The following is a 15,449-nucleotide window of genomic DNA, read 5'->3' on the forward strand; positions in this document are numbered from 1 at the left end:
ACCCGAGCGGGCCCTCTCTCATCCGCTCCCGACCGGCACCTCAGAGCCTGTACGCGGCCTGCGTTCGCCACGCGGGTACGGGCTCGACATCGTGAACCGAAGGCCCCGGCACCCGCCCTGCTCCAGGGCGGCCCGCCGGGGCCTTCGGCATGCGGGCCCGGGCCTGTGCCCTGTTCACGACCAGAACGCGTTGACCTTGTCCATGTCCTCGACGCACTCGTCGAGATCGGTGATCTTGTCTCCGACGATCCGGAAGAAGATCCCGCCGTTCTCCTCTATGTGCTTGTCGCCCCGGTCAGCGGTGAAGCGGTGCACGGAGATGGTGTGCCCGCGGCCGTCCACGAACAGATTCAGCAGCTCGACGCGGAAGGTCCCGCCCGTCTCCGAGTAGAGCCGGCCGTAGTACCCCTCGATGATGTTGTCGAGGCCCTTGTAGTCCCCCGCGAGCGGGTGCGAGCCGGGCACGTGGTGGGTGCAGTCCCCGGTCATCAGCCCGCGCAGGGTGTCCATGTCTCCGCGCTGGAAAGCCTCGTAGCCCTTGCGGACGAGCGCTGCGTGCGGGTGTTCAGCCATGGCAACCGCCACCTCTCCATGTCTCGGCGATATGCGGCTGATGCCTCCGATTGTCCTCTCCGCACCGCCGGTCGTCATGGCGACGGGGTTCCACCTCTCCAGCGCCGACCCACATCTCCCAGCCCGTCCGGCGCTTGAGGACGAGGCCCGCACCAGCCCCACCCCCACCGGGCTCCACCTCTCCAGCACAGGCCCGCTTTATCCAGCCCGTCCGGCGTTTGAGGACGAGGCCCTTTCGGGGCCGACGGGGGTCCAGGGGGCGGAGCCCCCTGGGCGGGGTCGAAGGGGCGGCAGCCCCTGGTGATGGGACGGGTAGGGGCGGCGGGGGCGAGAAAATCCCCGGGGCCAGCCCCAACGCAACCGACCTACCGCCGCCCGCCTACCCCCGCCCCCGAGACCGCGCCGCACGAGCAATCGCGACAACCGCCTTCTCCAGGGCGTACTCGGGATCATCCCCCCCGCCCTTCACTCCCGCATCCGCCTCGGCCACCGCCCGCAGCGCCACAGCAACCCCGTCCGGCGTCCACCCCCGCATCTGCTGCCGCACCCGATCGATCTTCCACGGCGGCATCCCCAACTCCCGCGCGAGATCCGCAGGCCGCCCACCCCGCGCCGACGACAGCTTCCCGATCGCCCGCACACCCTGCGCGAGCGCACTGGTGATCATCACCGGCGCCACCCCGGTCGCAAGCGACCACCGCAGCGCCTCCAGCGCCTCCGCGGCCCGCCCCTCGACCGCCCGGTCGGCGACGGTGAAGCTCGACGCCTCGGCCCGCCCGGTGTAGTACCGCCCGACCACCGCCTCGTCGATCGTCCCCTCGACGTCGGCCACCAGCTGCGACACGGCCGACGCCAGCTCCCGCAGATCGCTGCCGATCGCATCGACCAACGCCTGACTCGCCTCTGGCGTCGCCGACCGCCCCGCCGCCCGGAACTCACCCCGCACGAACGCCAGCCGATCCGCCGGCTTGGTCATCTTCGGGCAGGCCACCTCCCGCGCCCCGGCCTTGCGCGCGGCGTCGAGCAGCCCCTTGCCCTTCACACCGCCCGCGTGCAGGAGCACCAGCGTGATCTCCTCGGCGGGCGACCCGAGATACGCCTTCACGTCCTTCACGGTGTCGGCCGACAGATCCTGCGCGTTGCGTACCACCACGACCTTGCGCTCCGCGAAGAGCGAGGGACTGGTCAGCTCGGCAAGCGTGCCGGGCTGCAACTGGTCCGGGGACAGATCCCGTACGTCCGTGTCGGCGTCGGCGGCCCGAGCGGCGGCCACCACCTCCTGCACGGCACGGTCGAGCAGAAGGTCCTCCTGGCCCACGGCGAGCGTCACGGGGGCGAGAGGGTCGTCATTCGCAGTCTTCCTGGCCATCGCGACAAGCATGGCACGCACCACTGACAGCGAACGCCCCCGAGCCCACCCTCCCCGTCCCCACGGGCCCTACGGCTCTTCCCGCGCCCCGTCCCACGGGCCCTACGGCTCCTCCCGCCACCCGTCCCACGCGCCCACGAACTCGTCCAGCTCCCCGGGGTCGAGCCGTCCCTCTTCGTCCCGCAGGACGACCAGCCACTGCGCGTCCTCCGCGTCGTCCTCCCCGGCCAACGCGTCCCGCACCAACTGCGGCTCCTCCGCCACCCCGAACCGCTCCCCGAGCGCCTCCGCCACTTCCTCGGCGGCATCCCGGTCGGGCAGCACCAGCACATGTCTCACATCACTCACCCGCCCATTCTCCGGCACCCACCCGACACCACCCGCACCTCGAACGACCGTCCAGTCCGGCACCACGCACCGTCGGCGGCCACCCCCTCGGACACCACACCCCCTACGGACGGCCACGTCCCTCAGACACCCACCCGCACCACCATCACCACCACCGACGACCGCCCCCTCCCCGCCGCGCTCACCGCCCCACCCGGCCGAAGTCCCGCACCTCCGGCACCCGCTCCAGCCCGATCCCGAACCGCTCCCGATACACCGCCAGCACCTCCTCGTCCGTCGCCAGCTCCCGCACCTCGCGCGTCCCGTCCGCCGCCGTCACCGTGAGGCCCCGCCCGCTGAGCGTGATCCTGCCCCCGTCCTCCGCGACCCGCGAACACACCAGCGACCGCGTGAAGTGCGACCCCGGCGACGTGCTGTGCCACCACGCGCCCGCCACGAAGTCACGCAGCACCCGGGGCCGGACCTCCAGGCGGTACTGGCGTTCACCGTTCATGACGACCTCCAGGTCCGCCGCCTCGGCCGCCGCGACCCCACCGCCCCGTACCCCCGCCCCGTCCGGCGCCGCCTCGACGACCCGGAACGTACCCGCGGGATCCGTCTGCTCCTCGCGCACCCCGATCGCCAGCGGCCGGTGACTGTTCGCCCCGAAGCCGACGTCGACCAGCCAGTCGCCCCCGTCCACCGTCCGCACCCGCAGCGCGAGATGGTCGTACGGGATGCCGAGCCGCTGCTCCTCCCCGTACACCCGGGCCGCGAGCAACGTCACGTCGAAGCCCAGCGCGCCGAGCAACGCCCCGAAGGCGCCGTTGAGTTCGTAGCAGAACCCGCCCCTGTTCGCCCCCACGACCTTGTCCAGCAGCCGCTTCTCCTCCAGCACGATCTCCTCGCCGAGATGCACCGACAGGTTCTCGAAGGGCACGGCCCGCAAATGGCGCAGCTGAAGCTCGCGCAAGGCGTCCGTGGTGGGCCGCGCGGGGCGGCCGGCTTCCAGACGACGGAGGTAGGCGTCGACCTGTACAGAATCCATGTCTTCAGTCTCCGCCACGCCTCCCTCGTCCACCCACGCTCGCGACCGACCTCAGCCACCCGCCGCCCCCGTCCGCCCTTCCCCGCGGACCTCAACCGCCCACCACCCTCAGCTCCTCCTTCATGCCGACAACCGCCAGCGCCCCGTCCTCGTCCGTGCGCAGCACCACCGCGCCCTGGGCCCGCAGGGCCGCGACCGTGCCGGGGGCCGGGTGGCCGTACGGGTTGTCCCGTCCGCAGGAGATCAGCGCCAGCCGGGGGGCCACCCTCCGTATGAGTTCCGGATCCTGGTAGGCCGAGCCGTGGTGCGCCACCTTGAGCACGTCCACGCCGCCCAGCGACGCGCCCGCCGGTGACCTCAACAGCGCCTGCTGAGCCGGGGGTTCGAGATCGCCGAGCAACAGGAACCGCAACCCGCCCGACTGCACGAGCAGCGTGACGCTGGCGTCGTTCGGCCCTTCCGGTTCCGGCGTCGCAGGCCCTCCCGCGACCCCTGGCGGCGAACTCGGGGGCGGCCACACGACCTGCCAGGCAAGCTCCCCGGTCCGCCGCTCCTCCCCCGCGGCCGCGTGCGTGACCGGGATGTGCCGCCGCGCCGCCTCCCTCCGGACGAACTCCAGCTGATCCACGGGCTCTTCGAACCCGGTCGTCTCGATCGCGCCCACGGCCCGTCCCCGCAACACACCGGGCAGGCCCGCCACATGGTCGGCGTGGAAGTGGGTCAGCACGACCAACGGGACCTTGGTGATGCCGAGTGTGCGCAGGCACCGGTCGACGAGCGCCGGGTCGGGCCCGGCATCGACGACCACGCCGGTGCCGTCACCCGCCGCGAGCACCGTTGCGTCACCCTGCCCCACGTCACAGACCGCGAACCGCCAGCCCGGCGGCGGCCACCCCGTGACCACCCGGGTCAGCGGCGGCGGCTGCACCACCACCAGCACGAGCAGCACCCCGCACGCCCCGCACCACCACGGGTGCCGCAGCAACCGCCGCCCGGCCAGGACGACCACCCCCGTGGCCACGGCGAGCAGCGCCGCCCCACCCCAACTGCCCGGCCAGTCCACCCCGGAGCCGGGCAATGCGGCCCCGGTGCGGGCGACGTCCGCGATCCATCCGGCGGGCCAACTCGCGCACCACGCCAGCACCTTGGCCACCGGCAACGCCACGGGAGCCGTGGCCAGCGCCGCGAACCCCAGCACCGTGGCCGGCGCCACGGCGAACTCCGCGAGCAGATTGCACGGCACCGCCACCAGACTCACCCGCGCCGACAACACCGCCACGACCGGCGCGCACAAGGCCTGCGCGGCACCGGCGGCGGCCAGCGCCTCGGCCAGCCGCGGTGGCACCCGCCGCCGTTGCAGGGCGGCGCTCCAGCGGGGTCCGATCGTCAGCAGGGCTCCGGTGGCCAGCACGGACAGCAGGAACCCGTAACTGCGGGACAGCCAAGGGTCGTACAGCACCAGCAGCAGTACGGCCGTCGCCAGCGCCGGGATCAGCGATCTGCGGCGGCCGGTCGCCAGCGCGAGCAGGACGACCGCTCCGCAGGCCGCGGCCCGCAGCACGCTCGGGTCCGGCCGGCACACGACCACGAAGGCCAGCGTGAGCACTCCGCCCAGCACAGCCGTCGTCCGCAGCGGGAGGCCGAGCCTGGGCGCGAGGCCTCTGCGCTCGACGCGCTGGGCCAGCCCGGGCGGTCCAATGAGCAGGGCGAGGATGATCGTGAGGTTGCTCCCGGAGACGGCGAGCGTGTGGGTGAGGTCGGTGGCCTTGAACGCCTCGTCCAGCTCCGGCGTGATCCGCGAGGTGTCCCCGACGACCAGCCCCGGCAACAGCGCCCGCGCGTCACCGGGCAACGGCTCCGTGGCCGCCCGCAGCCCCGCCCGCAGCCGCCCCGCGAACCGCTGCACCCCCGACGGCTCCGCCACGACCTCCGGCCTCACCCGACCCGAGACCCGCGCCACCCCCGCGACCCGGTCCCCCTCCACCATCGTCGGCGCCAGCCGCGCACTCACCCGCACCCGAGTGGAAGGCAACAACCGAAGCCACGCCGCCGCCCCCGACCCGACCTCCGCACCACCACCCCGATCGCCCTGCCCCGCCCGACCACCGACCTCGTCCGACCGACCGAGTGGCCCATCCAGCCGACCACCGGCCTCGTCCGACCGGCCGAGTGGCCGATCCAGCCGACCACCAAGCCGTCCGCCGGCCCCTTCCTCCCGACCGCCAACCCCGTCCGCACCCCTTCCGTCTCGGCCACTCCCCTTCCCCGACCCCACGTCAACGATCACCAGCACCGGCGTCCGCGTCGCCACCGTCCTCCCGTCGGCCTCCTCGACCCTCCGCACCTCCGCGCCGATCAGCACGGAGGCCGGTGCCATGTGATCCCCCTTGACCCGCGGTCGGGTGAGCCGGGGATCGGAGGTCACCTCGATCTCGGCGGTCACGGTGGCGTACTCCCGCACCAGCCCGGGAACCGGCCCCCGGCGCAGATCGGCGCCGTGCAGCCCGGCGGAGGCGGCGGCCGCGGCGACGCACAGCAGCACCCCGGCGACCGCCACGCGTCGCCCCGCACGTCCGCGCCACAGCAGGAGCACGACCCCCGTGACCAGACACCCGACGGCGACACCGGTGACCCACTCCGGCGCGGCGCCCAGCATCGACGCCGCCGTCACCCACGCGGCCAACGCGGGCGGCACGAGTCGTAGGTCGGTGGGCCCTTCCTGCCGTGGGTGGGCCGCGCCCCGCCGGGCGCGGGCCGTGGCGTGCGCAGGAGGGCGCGGGGCGTCCGTTGCCTGCGGGGGCGTCGAAGGCCCTGGGAGGCGACTCATGGCCGTACGAGATTTCGCAGGTCGGCGAAGCGGCGTTCCCCGATGCCGTTGACCTCGCGCAGTTCGTCCACCGAGCGGAAACCGCCGTGCTGGGTGCGGTAGTCGACGATGTGCTGGGCCAGCACCGGGCCGACGCCGGGAAGCGTGTCGAGCTGGTCCACGGTCGCCGTGTTGAGGGAGACGGGCGCGGCGGGCCCGGCCCCCGGCACGGAACCCACCGAACCGGCCGACCCTCCGGCCACCCCTGCCGACCCTCCGGCTACTCCCGCCGGTGCGCCCACGACGACCTGCTCACCGTCCACCAGGAACCGGGCCCGGTTGAGGCCGGTGGTGTCCGTACCCGGCCGCACTCCTCCCGCCGCGCGGAGGGCGTCGGCGACCCGCGACCCCGCCGGGAGTCGGCGAATGCCGGGCTCGCGGACCTTGCCGCTGACGTCCACCACGATCTCGGCCGTCGCCGTACCGGCCGCACTCGGCGCACCGCTCGCGGCACCGGGCCCCGCCTCCTCGTGCCGCTCCTCGAAAGGCACCGCGGCCCGCACGACCTCCGGCGCCGCCACCGACTGCGCACGGCCGCTCCAGAAGTGCTGCACGGCGAAACCGGCCGCGACCACGAGCAGCACGGTCAGCGCGACGACGCTCCGCCGCTCCAGACCACACCTGGCCTGAAGCCACACCGGCACCCGCTCCCGCACGGCAAGCCCGACCCGCCCCCGCCAATCCCCCGAACCCGAACCCGACGACGCCAACCCCGAGGCCGACGGAGGATCCACCCAGGACTGCGAGTCCGACGGACGATCCGCCCCGGGCAGCGCCGCCCCCGCGCCCGCGCCCGCCTCTACAAAACCAACCCCCGACTCCCGCTCCACCCCCGCCCGTTCCGCGAAAATCACCTCCGCGCGCCGCCGAAGCTCCTCGGCCGACGCATACCGCTGCCGTGCCCGGCCCCTGGTCGCAGGAGTGTGGCGATGGCGTGTGCGGACATCCGAGGCGGGGCCACGGCCCGGCCCACTGGTGGGAGTCGCTGTGCGTGAACGTGATCGAAGTGCCATGCGACGAGGATCGGGCACATCACCCAGCCGCGATGATCTTGCTCAATTCCCGGGGACAACCACCCAGTTGTGGATAACTCGGCCACCCACTCGAGTGACGTACACCCGGCCCAGCCCGGCCCAGCCCACCTCAACCCAGCCCACCTCAACCCACCCCTCTGCACCCCCGCAGAACGACCGTCACCGAGGCGAGACCACAGCCCCCAGCAACCCAGGCCCCGTATGCGCCCCGATCACCGCCCCGACCTCGCTCACATGCAGGTCCGCCAGCCCGGGCACCCGCGCCCGCAGCCGGTCCGCCAGGGCCGACGCCCGGTCGGGGGCGGCGAGATGGTGCACCGCGATGTCGACCTGGGCGCTCCCCGCCCGGTCGGCCACGATCTCCTCCAGGCGCGCGATCGCCTTCGACGCCGTACGCACTTTCTCCAGCGGTTCGATGCGACCGCCCTGCAGCTGAAGCAGCGGCTTGACCGCGAGCGCGGAGCCGAAGAGGGCCTGCGCCGCCCCGATCCGGCCACCGCGGCGCAGATAGTCGAGGGTGTCGACGTAGAAGTAGGCGGAGGTACCCGCGGCCCGCTTCTCCGCCGCGGTGACCGCCTCGTCCATCGTGCCCCCCGCCTCCGCGGCCTCGGCCGCCGCGAGCGCGCAGAAGCCGAGGGCCATGGCGATCATCCCGGTGTCCACGACCCGCACCGGCACCGGTGCCTCACGGGCCGCGAGGACGGCCGCGTCGTAGGTGCCGGAGAGTTCGGCGGAGAGGTGGAGGGAGACGATTCCGGTGGCACCGGTCTCGGCCACCCTGCGATAGGTCTCCGCGAAGAGCTGCGGGCTCGGGCGGGAGGTGGTGACCGGGCGTCGCTTCTGGAGCGCCTGGGCCAGGGACCGGGTCGAGATCTCGGTGCCCTCTTCGAGTGCCTGGTCGCCGAGGACCACGGTCAGCGGCACTGCCGTGATGCCGTGACGCTCCATCGTCCGCGGCGGCAGGTAGGCCGTTGAATCGGTGACGATCGCGACATGGCGGGACATGAGCTGGAGGTTACCTGGCGTAGCGCCCGGGCGGCAGTCCGACCCCTCCCGGCCGGGAGGGCCGTGGCCGGATCAAGTCGTGCTCTCGGGGCGGGGCTTCTTCTGCCAGGGGTAGGTGGGACGGGTGGCCGGCGGAGTGATGGCTGCGGTCTGTGTGGGTTCCTCGGCCGTACGGGACCGGGGGGTCTCCGGCCAGGTCTGCTGGGAGCGGGAGCCGTCGGCGGCGGGGGCCTCGGGCCACGGCGGTGGCGAGGACTGGGCGGCGGCGGGGTTCGACGGCTCGGTCGTGGTCCAGTGCCGCAGCGCGCCGGCCTCCATGTCGATCTGGGTGCTGAGCGAGTCGAGGTCGTCGTCGGCGAAACGGCGGGCCCGGTCCCGCGCGGCCCAGCGCAGGGAGTCCGCGGACCGGGTGATGGTCTCGGTGCGCTCGCGCAGGGCGGGCAGCCGCTCGGCGAGGGTCGCGCGGTCCGGTTCGGACTCCAGTCGGCGCAGTTCGGCGTCCAGTTCGTGGCCGTGCGCGCTGAGTCGCTCGAAGAGGGCGAGGGACTCCTTGAGGGACTCGTCCTCGGCCACGCCCGCGTGCAGCGCGTCCTGGGTGGCGCGCATGGAGGTGCGCAGTTTCAGCCGCAGTTGGGCGACCTCGCCCGCCGGGCCGGGCTGCACGATGGACTTGGCGCGCAGGGTGTGGTCCTCGACGGTGCGCCGGGCCTGGGTGATCGTACGGTCCACGCCCCGCTTGGCGGCGCCGACGGCCTTCACGGTGGCGTAAGCACCCAGCACCAGGAGGAATACGAAAAGCAGAGCGACGACCGTCAACAGTGCCTCCACAGCGCTCCTCCTACGACCGGGCGCGAGGCTCCGCGCCTCTCTTCAACGGTAAACGCCACGGGCAGGCCCGAAGTTCCAGAAGAACCCCGAACCTGCCCGTACCCAACCCTTAAGGGGTCTTACGCCGGAACGATGTTCACCAGCTTCGGCGCCCGCACGATCACCTTGCGAATACCGGCCCCGTCCAGCGCCGCCACGACCTTGTCGTCGGCCAGCGCCACCTTCTCCAGCTCCTCGTCGGAGATGGCCGGCGAGACCTCCAGGCGGGCCTTGACCTTGCCCTTGATCTGCACGACGCAGGTCACGGTCTCGTCCACGACGTACGCCGGGTCGGCGACCGGGAAGTCCTGGTGGACCACCGAGTCGGTGTGCCCCAGCTTGCGCCACAGCTCCTCGGCGATGTGCGGGGCCAGCGGGGCGACCAGCAGCACCAGCGACTCGGCGACCGAACGCGGCACCGCGCCACCCGCCTTGGTCAGGTGGTTGTTCAGCTCGGTGACCTTGGCGATGGCGGTGTTGAACCGCATGCCCTCCAGGTCCTGCCGTACGCCGTCGATGGCCTTGTGCAGCGCCCGCAGGGTGTCCTCGTCGGCCTCGGTGTCGACGACGGTCACCTCACCGGTCGCCTCGTCGACGACGTTGCGCCACAGCCGCTGCAGCAGCCGGAACTGGCCGACCACCGCGCGCGTGTCCCACGGCCGGGAGACGTCCAGCGGGCCCATGGCCATCTCGTACAGGCGCAGGGTGTCGGCGCCGTACTCCTCGCAGATGGACTCGGGGGTGACCGCGTTCTTCAGGGACTTGCCCATCTTGCCCAGCAGCTTGGTGACCTTCTCGCCCTGGTAGTAGAAGGCGCCGTCGCGCTCCTCCACCTCCTCGGCGGGCACCGGGAAGCCACGGCTGTCGCGGTAGACGAAGGCCTGGATCATGCCCTGGTTGAACAGCTTGTGGAACGGCTCCGCGGAGGAGACGTGGCCCAGGTCGAACAGCACCTTGGACCAGAAGCGCGCGTACAGCAGGTGCAGCACGGCGTGCTCGGCGCCGCCGACGTACAGGTCGACGCCGCCGTGCGGCTGGCCCGCGCGCGGGCCCATCCAGTACCGCTCGATCTCGGGGTCGACCAGCTGCCGGTCGTTGTGCGGGTCCAGATAGCGCAGCTCGTACCAGCAGGAACCGGCCCAGTTGGGCATGGTGTTGGTCTCGCGCCGGTACTTCCGCGGGCCGCGCCCGTCGCCCAGGTCCAGGGTGACGTTGACCCAGTCCTCGTTGCGGGACAGCGGGGTCTCCGGGGAGGTGTCCGCGTCGTCCGGGTCGAAGGTGCGGGGCGAGTAGTCCTCGACCTCGGGCAGCTCCAGCGGCAGCATCGACTCGGGCAGCGAGTGCGCGATGCCGTCCTCGTCGTAGACGATCGGGAAGGGCTCGCCCCAGTAGCGCTGCCGGCTGAACAGCCAGTCGCGCAGCCGGAAGTTGACGGTGCCCTCGCCGATGCCGGACCGCTCCAGCCACTCGGTGATGCGCGCCTTGGCCTCGGCGACCGGCAGGCCGTCCAGGGAGACGCCCGCGCCGGAGGAGTTGATGATCTTCGCGTCGTACGAGGCGAAGGCGTCCTCCCAGGTGGAGGTGTCGGTGCCGCGGCCGTCGGTCGGCTCGACGATGCAGGTGATCGGCAGCTCGAAGGCGCGCGCGAACTCGAAGTCGCGCTGGTCGCCCGCCGGAACGGCCATGATCGCGCCGGTGCCGTAGCCCATCAGCACGTAGTCGGCGATGAAGACGGGGATCTGCTCGCCGTTGACCGGGTTGGTGGCGTACGAGCCGATGAAGACGCCGGTCTTGTCCTTGGCCTCGGCCTGCCGCTCCACGTCGGACTTGGAGGCGGCCTGCGCGCGGTACGCGGCGACGGCCTCGGCCGGGGTGGCGTGACCGCCGGTCCACACGTCGCGGGTGCCCTCGGGCCAGGCGGCCGGGGTGAACTTCTCGACCAGCGGGTGCTCGGGCGCCAGCACCATGTAGGTCGCGCCGAACAGGGTGTCGGGGCGGGTGGTGAAGACGGTGATCTTCTCGCCGTCGATCGGGAAGTCGACGCGGGCGCCCTCGGAGCGGCCGATCCAGTTGCGCTGCTGCAGCTTGATGGCCTCGGGCCAGTCCAGGGCGTCCAGGTCGTCCAGCAGCCGGTCTGCGTAGGCGGTGATCCGCATGTTCCACTGGCGCAGCTTGGCCTTGAAGACCGGGAAGTTGCCGCGCTCGGAGCGGCCGTCGGCGGTGACCTCCTCGTTGGCCAGCACGGTGCCCAGGCCGGGACACCAGTTGACGGGCGCGTCGGAGGCGTAGGCCAGGCGGAACTCGCCCAGGACGTCGGCACGCTCGGCGGCGCTCAGCTCGTTCCACGCGCGCGTGTGGCCCGGTACGGCGCGCTCACCGGACTCGAACTGGGCGACCAGCTCGGCGATCGGGCGGGCCTTCTTGGCCTCGTCGTCGTACCAGGAGTTGAAGATCTGCAGGAAGATCCACTGGGTCCACTTGTAGTACTCGGGGTCGATCGTGGCGAACGACCGGCGCTTGTCGTGGCCCAGGCCCAGCCGGCGCAGCTGGGTCTTCATGTTCTCGATGTTGGCCTCGGTGGAGACCCGCGGGTGCGTGCCGGTCTGCACCGCGTACTGCTCGGCGGGCAGGCCGAAGGCGTCGAAGCCCAGGGTGTGCAGGACGTTGTGGCCGGTCATCCGCTGGAAGCGGGCGAAGACGTCGGTGGCGATGTAACCCAGCGGGTGGCCGACGTGCAGGCCCGCACCGGAGGGGTACGGGAACATGTCCATGATGAACTTCTTGGGCTTGGCGGCCAGCTCCGGGTCGCCCGCCAGGTCACCCTTGGGGTTCGGTGCGGCGTACGTACCCTCGGCGTCCCAGAAGTCCTGCCAGCGTGCCTCGATCTCGGCCGCGACGGCGGCCGTGTAGCGGTGCGGCGCGGCCACCTCGGCGGCAGCGGCGGGGTTCGTCTCGCTCATGATCCTCAAGCTCCATCGATCGTCTCTGCCGGCGGCTGTCTCGTCCGGAAACGAAAAATCCCCTCGCACAGGAGGGGACGCCGCGCTGACTCCGACCGGCCGGCTCGTCCGGCGGTCGGGACTGATCAGCGCGGCCCGCTAAGCAGAAGGCGTACGGCACGCATGGCGTCAGGGTACCGCAGCCGTTGAGCAAGCTGCGACGCACATACGTATGCCTCCTATGGCCCCGGACATCGGGTACCGAACTGAACAAACGTCAAAAGTTACTTCGCGTAACGCCCCCTAAGGGACACCACAACGACCTCACGGCCTTTTGGTAACAGCGCAATAACTCAAATCCCGTACCGATCGGTATGGCTCCACTTAGAGTGCGGCAGCGGGACCGCCTACCCGAACTGCTCGGAGTTGCCCCCATGAACCCTCGTCGAAGTAACAGCTCGCTCCCCAGGCCCGGCCGCTCGGCCTACGGCATGGCGACGGCTGTCGCTCTGCTCTTCATACCCGTGTTCGTGCTGGTAGGAGGTGACACGGTCCGTGACTTCCTGAACTTCGGCGCGGGCGTGCTGTGCCTCGTCTCCCTCAGCTGCTCGGTGATCTGGGGCCTGGTCGCCCAGGACCGGATCTTCCTCAACCCCAAACAGCGGATCATCGGCCAGGCCGTGCACCGCACGACCGCCGTCGGCTCGATCGCGTTCCTGCTGCTGCACATCACCACGAAGGTCGCCCTCGACCACACCAAGCTGATCGCCGCGTTCATCCCGTTCTCGCTCGGCGTCACCGGCATCGGAGGTCTGATCGGCCTCGGTTCGCTGGCCGGACTGCTGATGATCTTCGTGGGCATCACCGGCGCCCTGCGCAACCAGTTCGCCTCCCCGGCGCCGGTCGCGGCCCGCTGGCGCGCCATGCACATGCTGGCCTACCCGGCCTGGTGTTTCGCCCTGATCCACGGACTCTACGCGGGTCGCCAGGCGAAGCCGATCTTCGTGATCCTCTACAGCCTCTCCCTGGCCGGCGTCATGGCCGCGCTCGCCCTGCGCGCGGCGCCCCGCCCGGTCAAGCGCAAGGTCGCCGACCGCATCCAGGCGATCCTGGGCACCGAGGAGCGGCCGGGCCGCGAGGAGCTGGACGCGAGCCGGGCCAGGGTCGCCGAGGCCTCCTCCTCGGCGCTGCCCGGCTACGAGAACGCCCGCACCGCACCGCGCGCGACACCCTCCTACGACACCCCCGCCCCCGCCCCGGAACCCGCGAACGGCTTCGCGGCCGCCTACCGGGCCGTCACCCCGACGCCGGGCATCCCGCAGCAGCCGTCGTACGGCGCCGCCGACCAGACCGCCCGCATGGACCTGCCGATGGACATGCAGGCCACGGAGGCCATGCCCCGCTACGACAGCGGCGGCAGCACCTCGGGCAGCTGGCCGATCCCCTCGCCGCCCCCGGTCGGCGAGGCACCCCCGTCCGCCTACGACCCGCTCCAGGACACCGGATACAACATCCCGACCTACCGCAATACGGACACGTCCGGATACGGCACGAGTGACGTGTACGACACCGGTGAGTCGAACACCGTTTCCGGCGCGTACTACTCGAACGACACGTACAACAGCGGTCCCGCCACTGATCCAACGCCCGGTGAGTCCTACGACTTCGGTGCACCGGGCTCGGGCGAACCTTGGAACATGCCTTCCGGAGGCTATAGGTGAACGAGGCCCTGCCCGACGTCCCAGAAGTCCGCGTGGTCGGTCTTCCCCAGCTCACGTCGGGCTTCGACCTTGTCGAAAGACTCGATCTGCCCATGCACCTGAAGGTGCACGGGCCGCTCGAACCCCTGGGCGGCGAGCAACTCGCGAAGCTCGCCGAGAACATCAACCTGAAGGGCCGCGGCGGCGCGGGCTTCCCCTTCCACAAGAAGCTGCGCTCGGTCGCCGAGGCGGCCATCAAGCGCGGGGTACGGCCGGTCGTCGTCGTCAACGGCAGCGAGGACGAACCGGCGTGCCGCAAGGACACGGTGCTCATCAACCGTGCCCCGCACCTCATCCTGGACGGCGCCCTGCTGGCCGCGGAGGCCCTCGGTGCCCGCACGCTCGTGGTGGGGGTCACCCGGGAGTCCACGCAGCGCTCCATGGAGGCCGCGCTCGCCGAACGCGGTCTGAGCAACGGCCGTAGATCGGCGCTCCGCGCGCGCGTGCAGCGCAACCCCGTCCGTATGGTCACCGGAGCCGCGGCCTCGCTGATCCGCTCCATCGACGGCGGCCCGGCGATCCCGCCCGGCCGCAAGGTCAGCGCCTCGCAGAACGGCGTCGGCGGCGCCCCGACCCTCCTGTCGAACGCCGAGACCTTCGCGCAGCTGGCGATCGCCGCCCGCATCGGCCCCGAGCGCTACGGCAACACCGGCCTGTACGACGAGCCGGGCACCGTCATGCTCACGGTCTCCGGCGCGGTCGCCCGCCCCATGGTCATCGAGGTCCCCACGGGCGTGCCGCTGCGCTACGTCCTCCAGCTCGCCGGCGCCCCGCCGGTCCCGCAGGGTGTGCTGACCGGCGGCTACCACGGCAAGTGGATCGACGCGGCGACGGTCAACGAGGCGATCGTCTCCCGCAACTCCCTGGACGCGGTGGGCGGTTCGCTCGGCGCGGGCGCGATCCTGCCGATCAGCCAGGACACCTGCCCGCTGGGCGAGTCCCTGATGGTGGCCAAGTGGCTGGCCGAGGAGAGCGCGGGCCAGTGCGGCCCCTGCTACCTCGGACTGCCGGCCGCCGCGCGCGGCATGGAGGACATCCTCAACGGCGGCGGTCCGGCCGCCCTGGAGGCACTCAAGCAGGTCGCCAAGAACGTGAAGCGGCGCGGCGCGTGCTCGCACCCGGACGGCTCGGCGATGTTCCTGGAGTCGACCATCAAGGCGTTCACCGACGACCTCGCCGCCCATGTCCTCGGAAACGGCTGCGGACGGCCCGTGGCGGGCGTTCTGCCGCTCTTCGAGGGCGGCAAGGCCCCGGTGGGCATCCCCGGCGGCGGCGAGGCCGAGGAGAACGGCCCCAGCCGTCAGAAGATCTACGTCGACTGGACGCTGTGCCGCGGCCACGGCCTGTGCGCCGACATCCTCCCGGAGGTCTTCGAACTCGGCGCCGACGGCTTCCCCACCGTCGCCCAGGCCCAGGTCCCCCGCTACGCCGAGGCGAAGGCCCTGCGCGCGGTGCGCCGCTGCCCCGCCCTCGCCCTGCGCCTGGAGGAGTCGGCCCCCCGCGACAACGGCCAGTCCCGCAACCTCCCGGTCCTCTCCCAGGGCCGCGGCCGGCGGGCACTGGGCCGCTGAGCCGACCGCACGAAGGGGCCGCCCGATCCGCGCGGCCCCTTCGGCGTTCGCGGAGCGCGAGGACAACTGCCCCTGGAAACGCAAGAATCC

At 72.1% G+C, this 15,449-nt stretch carries 11 protein-coding genes; 2 read left to right on the forward strand and 9 right to left on the reverse strand.

From position 1 onward, the window contains the following. Nucleotides 1-174: 174 nt before the first annotated feature. The 9 genes from CRP56_RS14360 to leuS form a co-directional block, all read right to left on the reverse strand. Nucleotides 175-573 (reverse strand): nuclear transport factor 2 family protein, encoded by a 399-nt coding sequence (locus CRP56_RS14360; protein WP_097263970.1) that lies wholly within the window; start codon nucleotides 571-573, stop codon nucleotides 175-177. Nucleotides 574-952: 379 nt separating this feature from the next. Continuing rightward, nucleotides 953-1,942, reverse strand: coding sequence for a DNA polymerase III subunit delta (gene holA / locus CRP56_RS14365; RefSeq protein ID WP_179851018.1), 990 nt, complete (start codon nucleotides 1,940-1,942; stop codon nucleotides 953-955). A 102-nt stretch (nucleotides 1,943-2,044) separates the two neighbouring features. Next, nucleotides 2,045-2,290 carry a hypothetical protein gene (locus CRP56_RS14370; protein WP_097263972.1) on the reverse strand — a complete coding sequence of 82 codons (246 nt, stop codon included), beginning with the start codon at nucleotides 2,288-2,290 and terminating at the stop codon, nucleotides 2,045-2,047. 181 nt (nucleotides 2,291-2,471) lie between these two features. Next, nucleotides 2,472-3,317: an arylamine N-acetyltransferase family protein gene (locus CRP56_RS14375; protein ID WP_097263974.1), complete on the reverse strand. Its 846-nt coding sequence runs from the start codon at nucleotides 3,315-3,317 to the stop codon at nucleotides 2,472-2,474. Nucleotides 3,318-3,408: 91 nt separating this feature from the next. Next, nucleotides 3,409-6,144: a ComEC/Rec2 family competence protein gene (locus CRP56_RS14380; RefSeq protein ID WP_097263976.1), complete on the reverse strand. Its 2,736-nt coding sequence runs from the start codon at nucleotides 6,142-6,144 to the stop codon at nucleotides 3,409-3,411. Further along, nucleotides 6,141-7,196, reverse strand: coding sequence for a ComEA family DNA-binding protein (locus tag CRP56_RS14385; RefSeq protein WP_097263978.1), 1,056 nt, complete (start codon nucleotides 7,194-7,196; stop codon nucleotides 6,141-6,143). The genes CRP56_RS14380 and CRP56_RS14385 overlap by 4 nt, the downstream gene beginning before the upstream one ends. Before the next feature lie 180 nt (nucleotides 7,197-7,376). After that, nucleotides 7,377-8,222, reverse strand: coding sequence for a DegV family protein (locus tag CRP56_RS14390; protein WP_097263980.1), 846 nt, complete (start codon nucleotides 8,220-8,222; stop codon nucleotides 7,377-7,379). A 72-nt stretch (nucleotides 8,223-8,294) separates the two neighbouring features. Continuing rightward, nucleotides 8,295-9,050: a hypothetical protein gene (locus tag CRP56_RS14395; protein WP_097263983.1), complete on the reverse strand. Its 756-nt coding sequence runs from the start codon at nucleotides 9,048-9,050 to the stop codon at nucleotides 8,295-8,297. A gap of 119 nt (nucleotides 9,051-9,169) precedes the next feature. Continuing rightward, entirely contained in the window at nucleotides 9,170-12,049 is a 2,880-nt protein-coding gene (gene leuS / locus CRP56_RS14400) for a leucine--tRNA ligase (protein ID WP_097263985.1), read from the reverse strand. A gap of 413 nt (nucleotides 12,050-12,462) precedes the next feature. Here leuS and CRP56_RS14405 point away from each other — a divergent pair, with 413 nt between their 5' ends. Together CRP56_RS14405 and CRP56_RS14410 are read left to right on the forward strand one after the other, a co-directional pair. Further along, nucleotides 12,463-13,749, forward strand: coding sequence for a cytochrome b/b6 domain-containing protein (locus tag CRP56_RS14405; protein WP_257040784.1), 1,287 nt, complete (start codon nucleotides 12,463-12,465; stop codon nucleotides 13,747-13,749). Next, a complete protein-coding gene (locus CRP56_RS14410) occupies nucleotides 13,746-15,359 on the forward strand; it encodes an NADH-quinone oxidoreductase subunit NuoF family protein (RefSeq protein ID WP_097263990.1) in 1,614 nt (537 codons plus the stop codon). The genes CRP56_RS14405 and CRP56_RS14410 overlap by 4 nt, the downstream gene beginning before the upstream one ends. Nucleotides 15,360-15,449: the final 90 nt, after the last annotated feature.

Origin of the sequence: Streptomyces sp. TLI_55 (assembly GCF_900206255.1) — a bacterium.
Taxonomy (GTDB): domain Bacteria; phylum Actinomycetota; class Actinomycetes; order Streptomycetales; family Streptomycetaceae; genus Streptomyces; species Streptomyces aquilus.

What these genes read in the sequence shown, in the direction of transcription:
- CRP56_RS14360 (WP_097263970.1), bottom strand. Translation starts at nt 573, where the DNA reads ATGGCTGAACACCCGCACGCAGCGCTCGTCCGCAAGGGCTACGAGGCT.
- CRP56_RS14375 (WP_097263974.1), bottom strand. Translation starts at nt 3,317, where the DNA reads ATGGATTCTGTACAGGTCGACGCCTACCTCCGTCGTCTGGAAGCCGGC.
- holA (WP_179851018.1), bottom strand. Translation starts at nt 1,942, where the DNA reads ATGGCCAGGAAGACTGCGAATGACGACCCTCTCGCCCCCGTGACGCTC.
- leuS (WP_097263985.1), bottom strand. Translation starts at nt 12,049, where the DNA reads ATGAGCGAGACGAACCCCGCCGCTGCCGCCGAGGTGGCCGCGCCGCAC.
- CRP56_RS14385 (WP_097263978.1), bottom strand. Translation starts at nt 7,196, where the DNA reads ATGGCACTTCGATCACGTTCACGCACAGCGACTCCCACCAGTGGGCCG.
- CRP56_RS14390 (WP_097263980.1), bottom strand. Translation starts at nt 8,222, where the DNA reads ATGTCCCGCCATGTCGCGATCGTCACCGATTCAACGGCCTACCTGCCG.
- CRP56_RS14405 (WP_257040784.1), top strand. Translation starts at nt 12,463, where the DNA reads ATGAACCCTCGTCGAAGTAACAGCTCGCTCCCCAGGCCCGGCCGCTCG.
- CRP56_RS14380 (WP_097263976.1), bottom strand. Translation starts at nt 6,144, where the DNA reads ATGAGTCGCCTCCCAGGGCCTTCGACGCCCCCGCAGGCAACGGACGCC.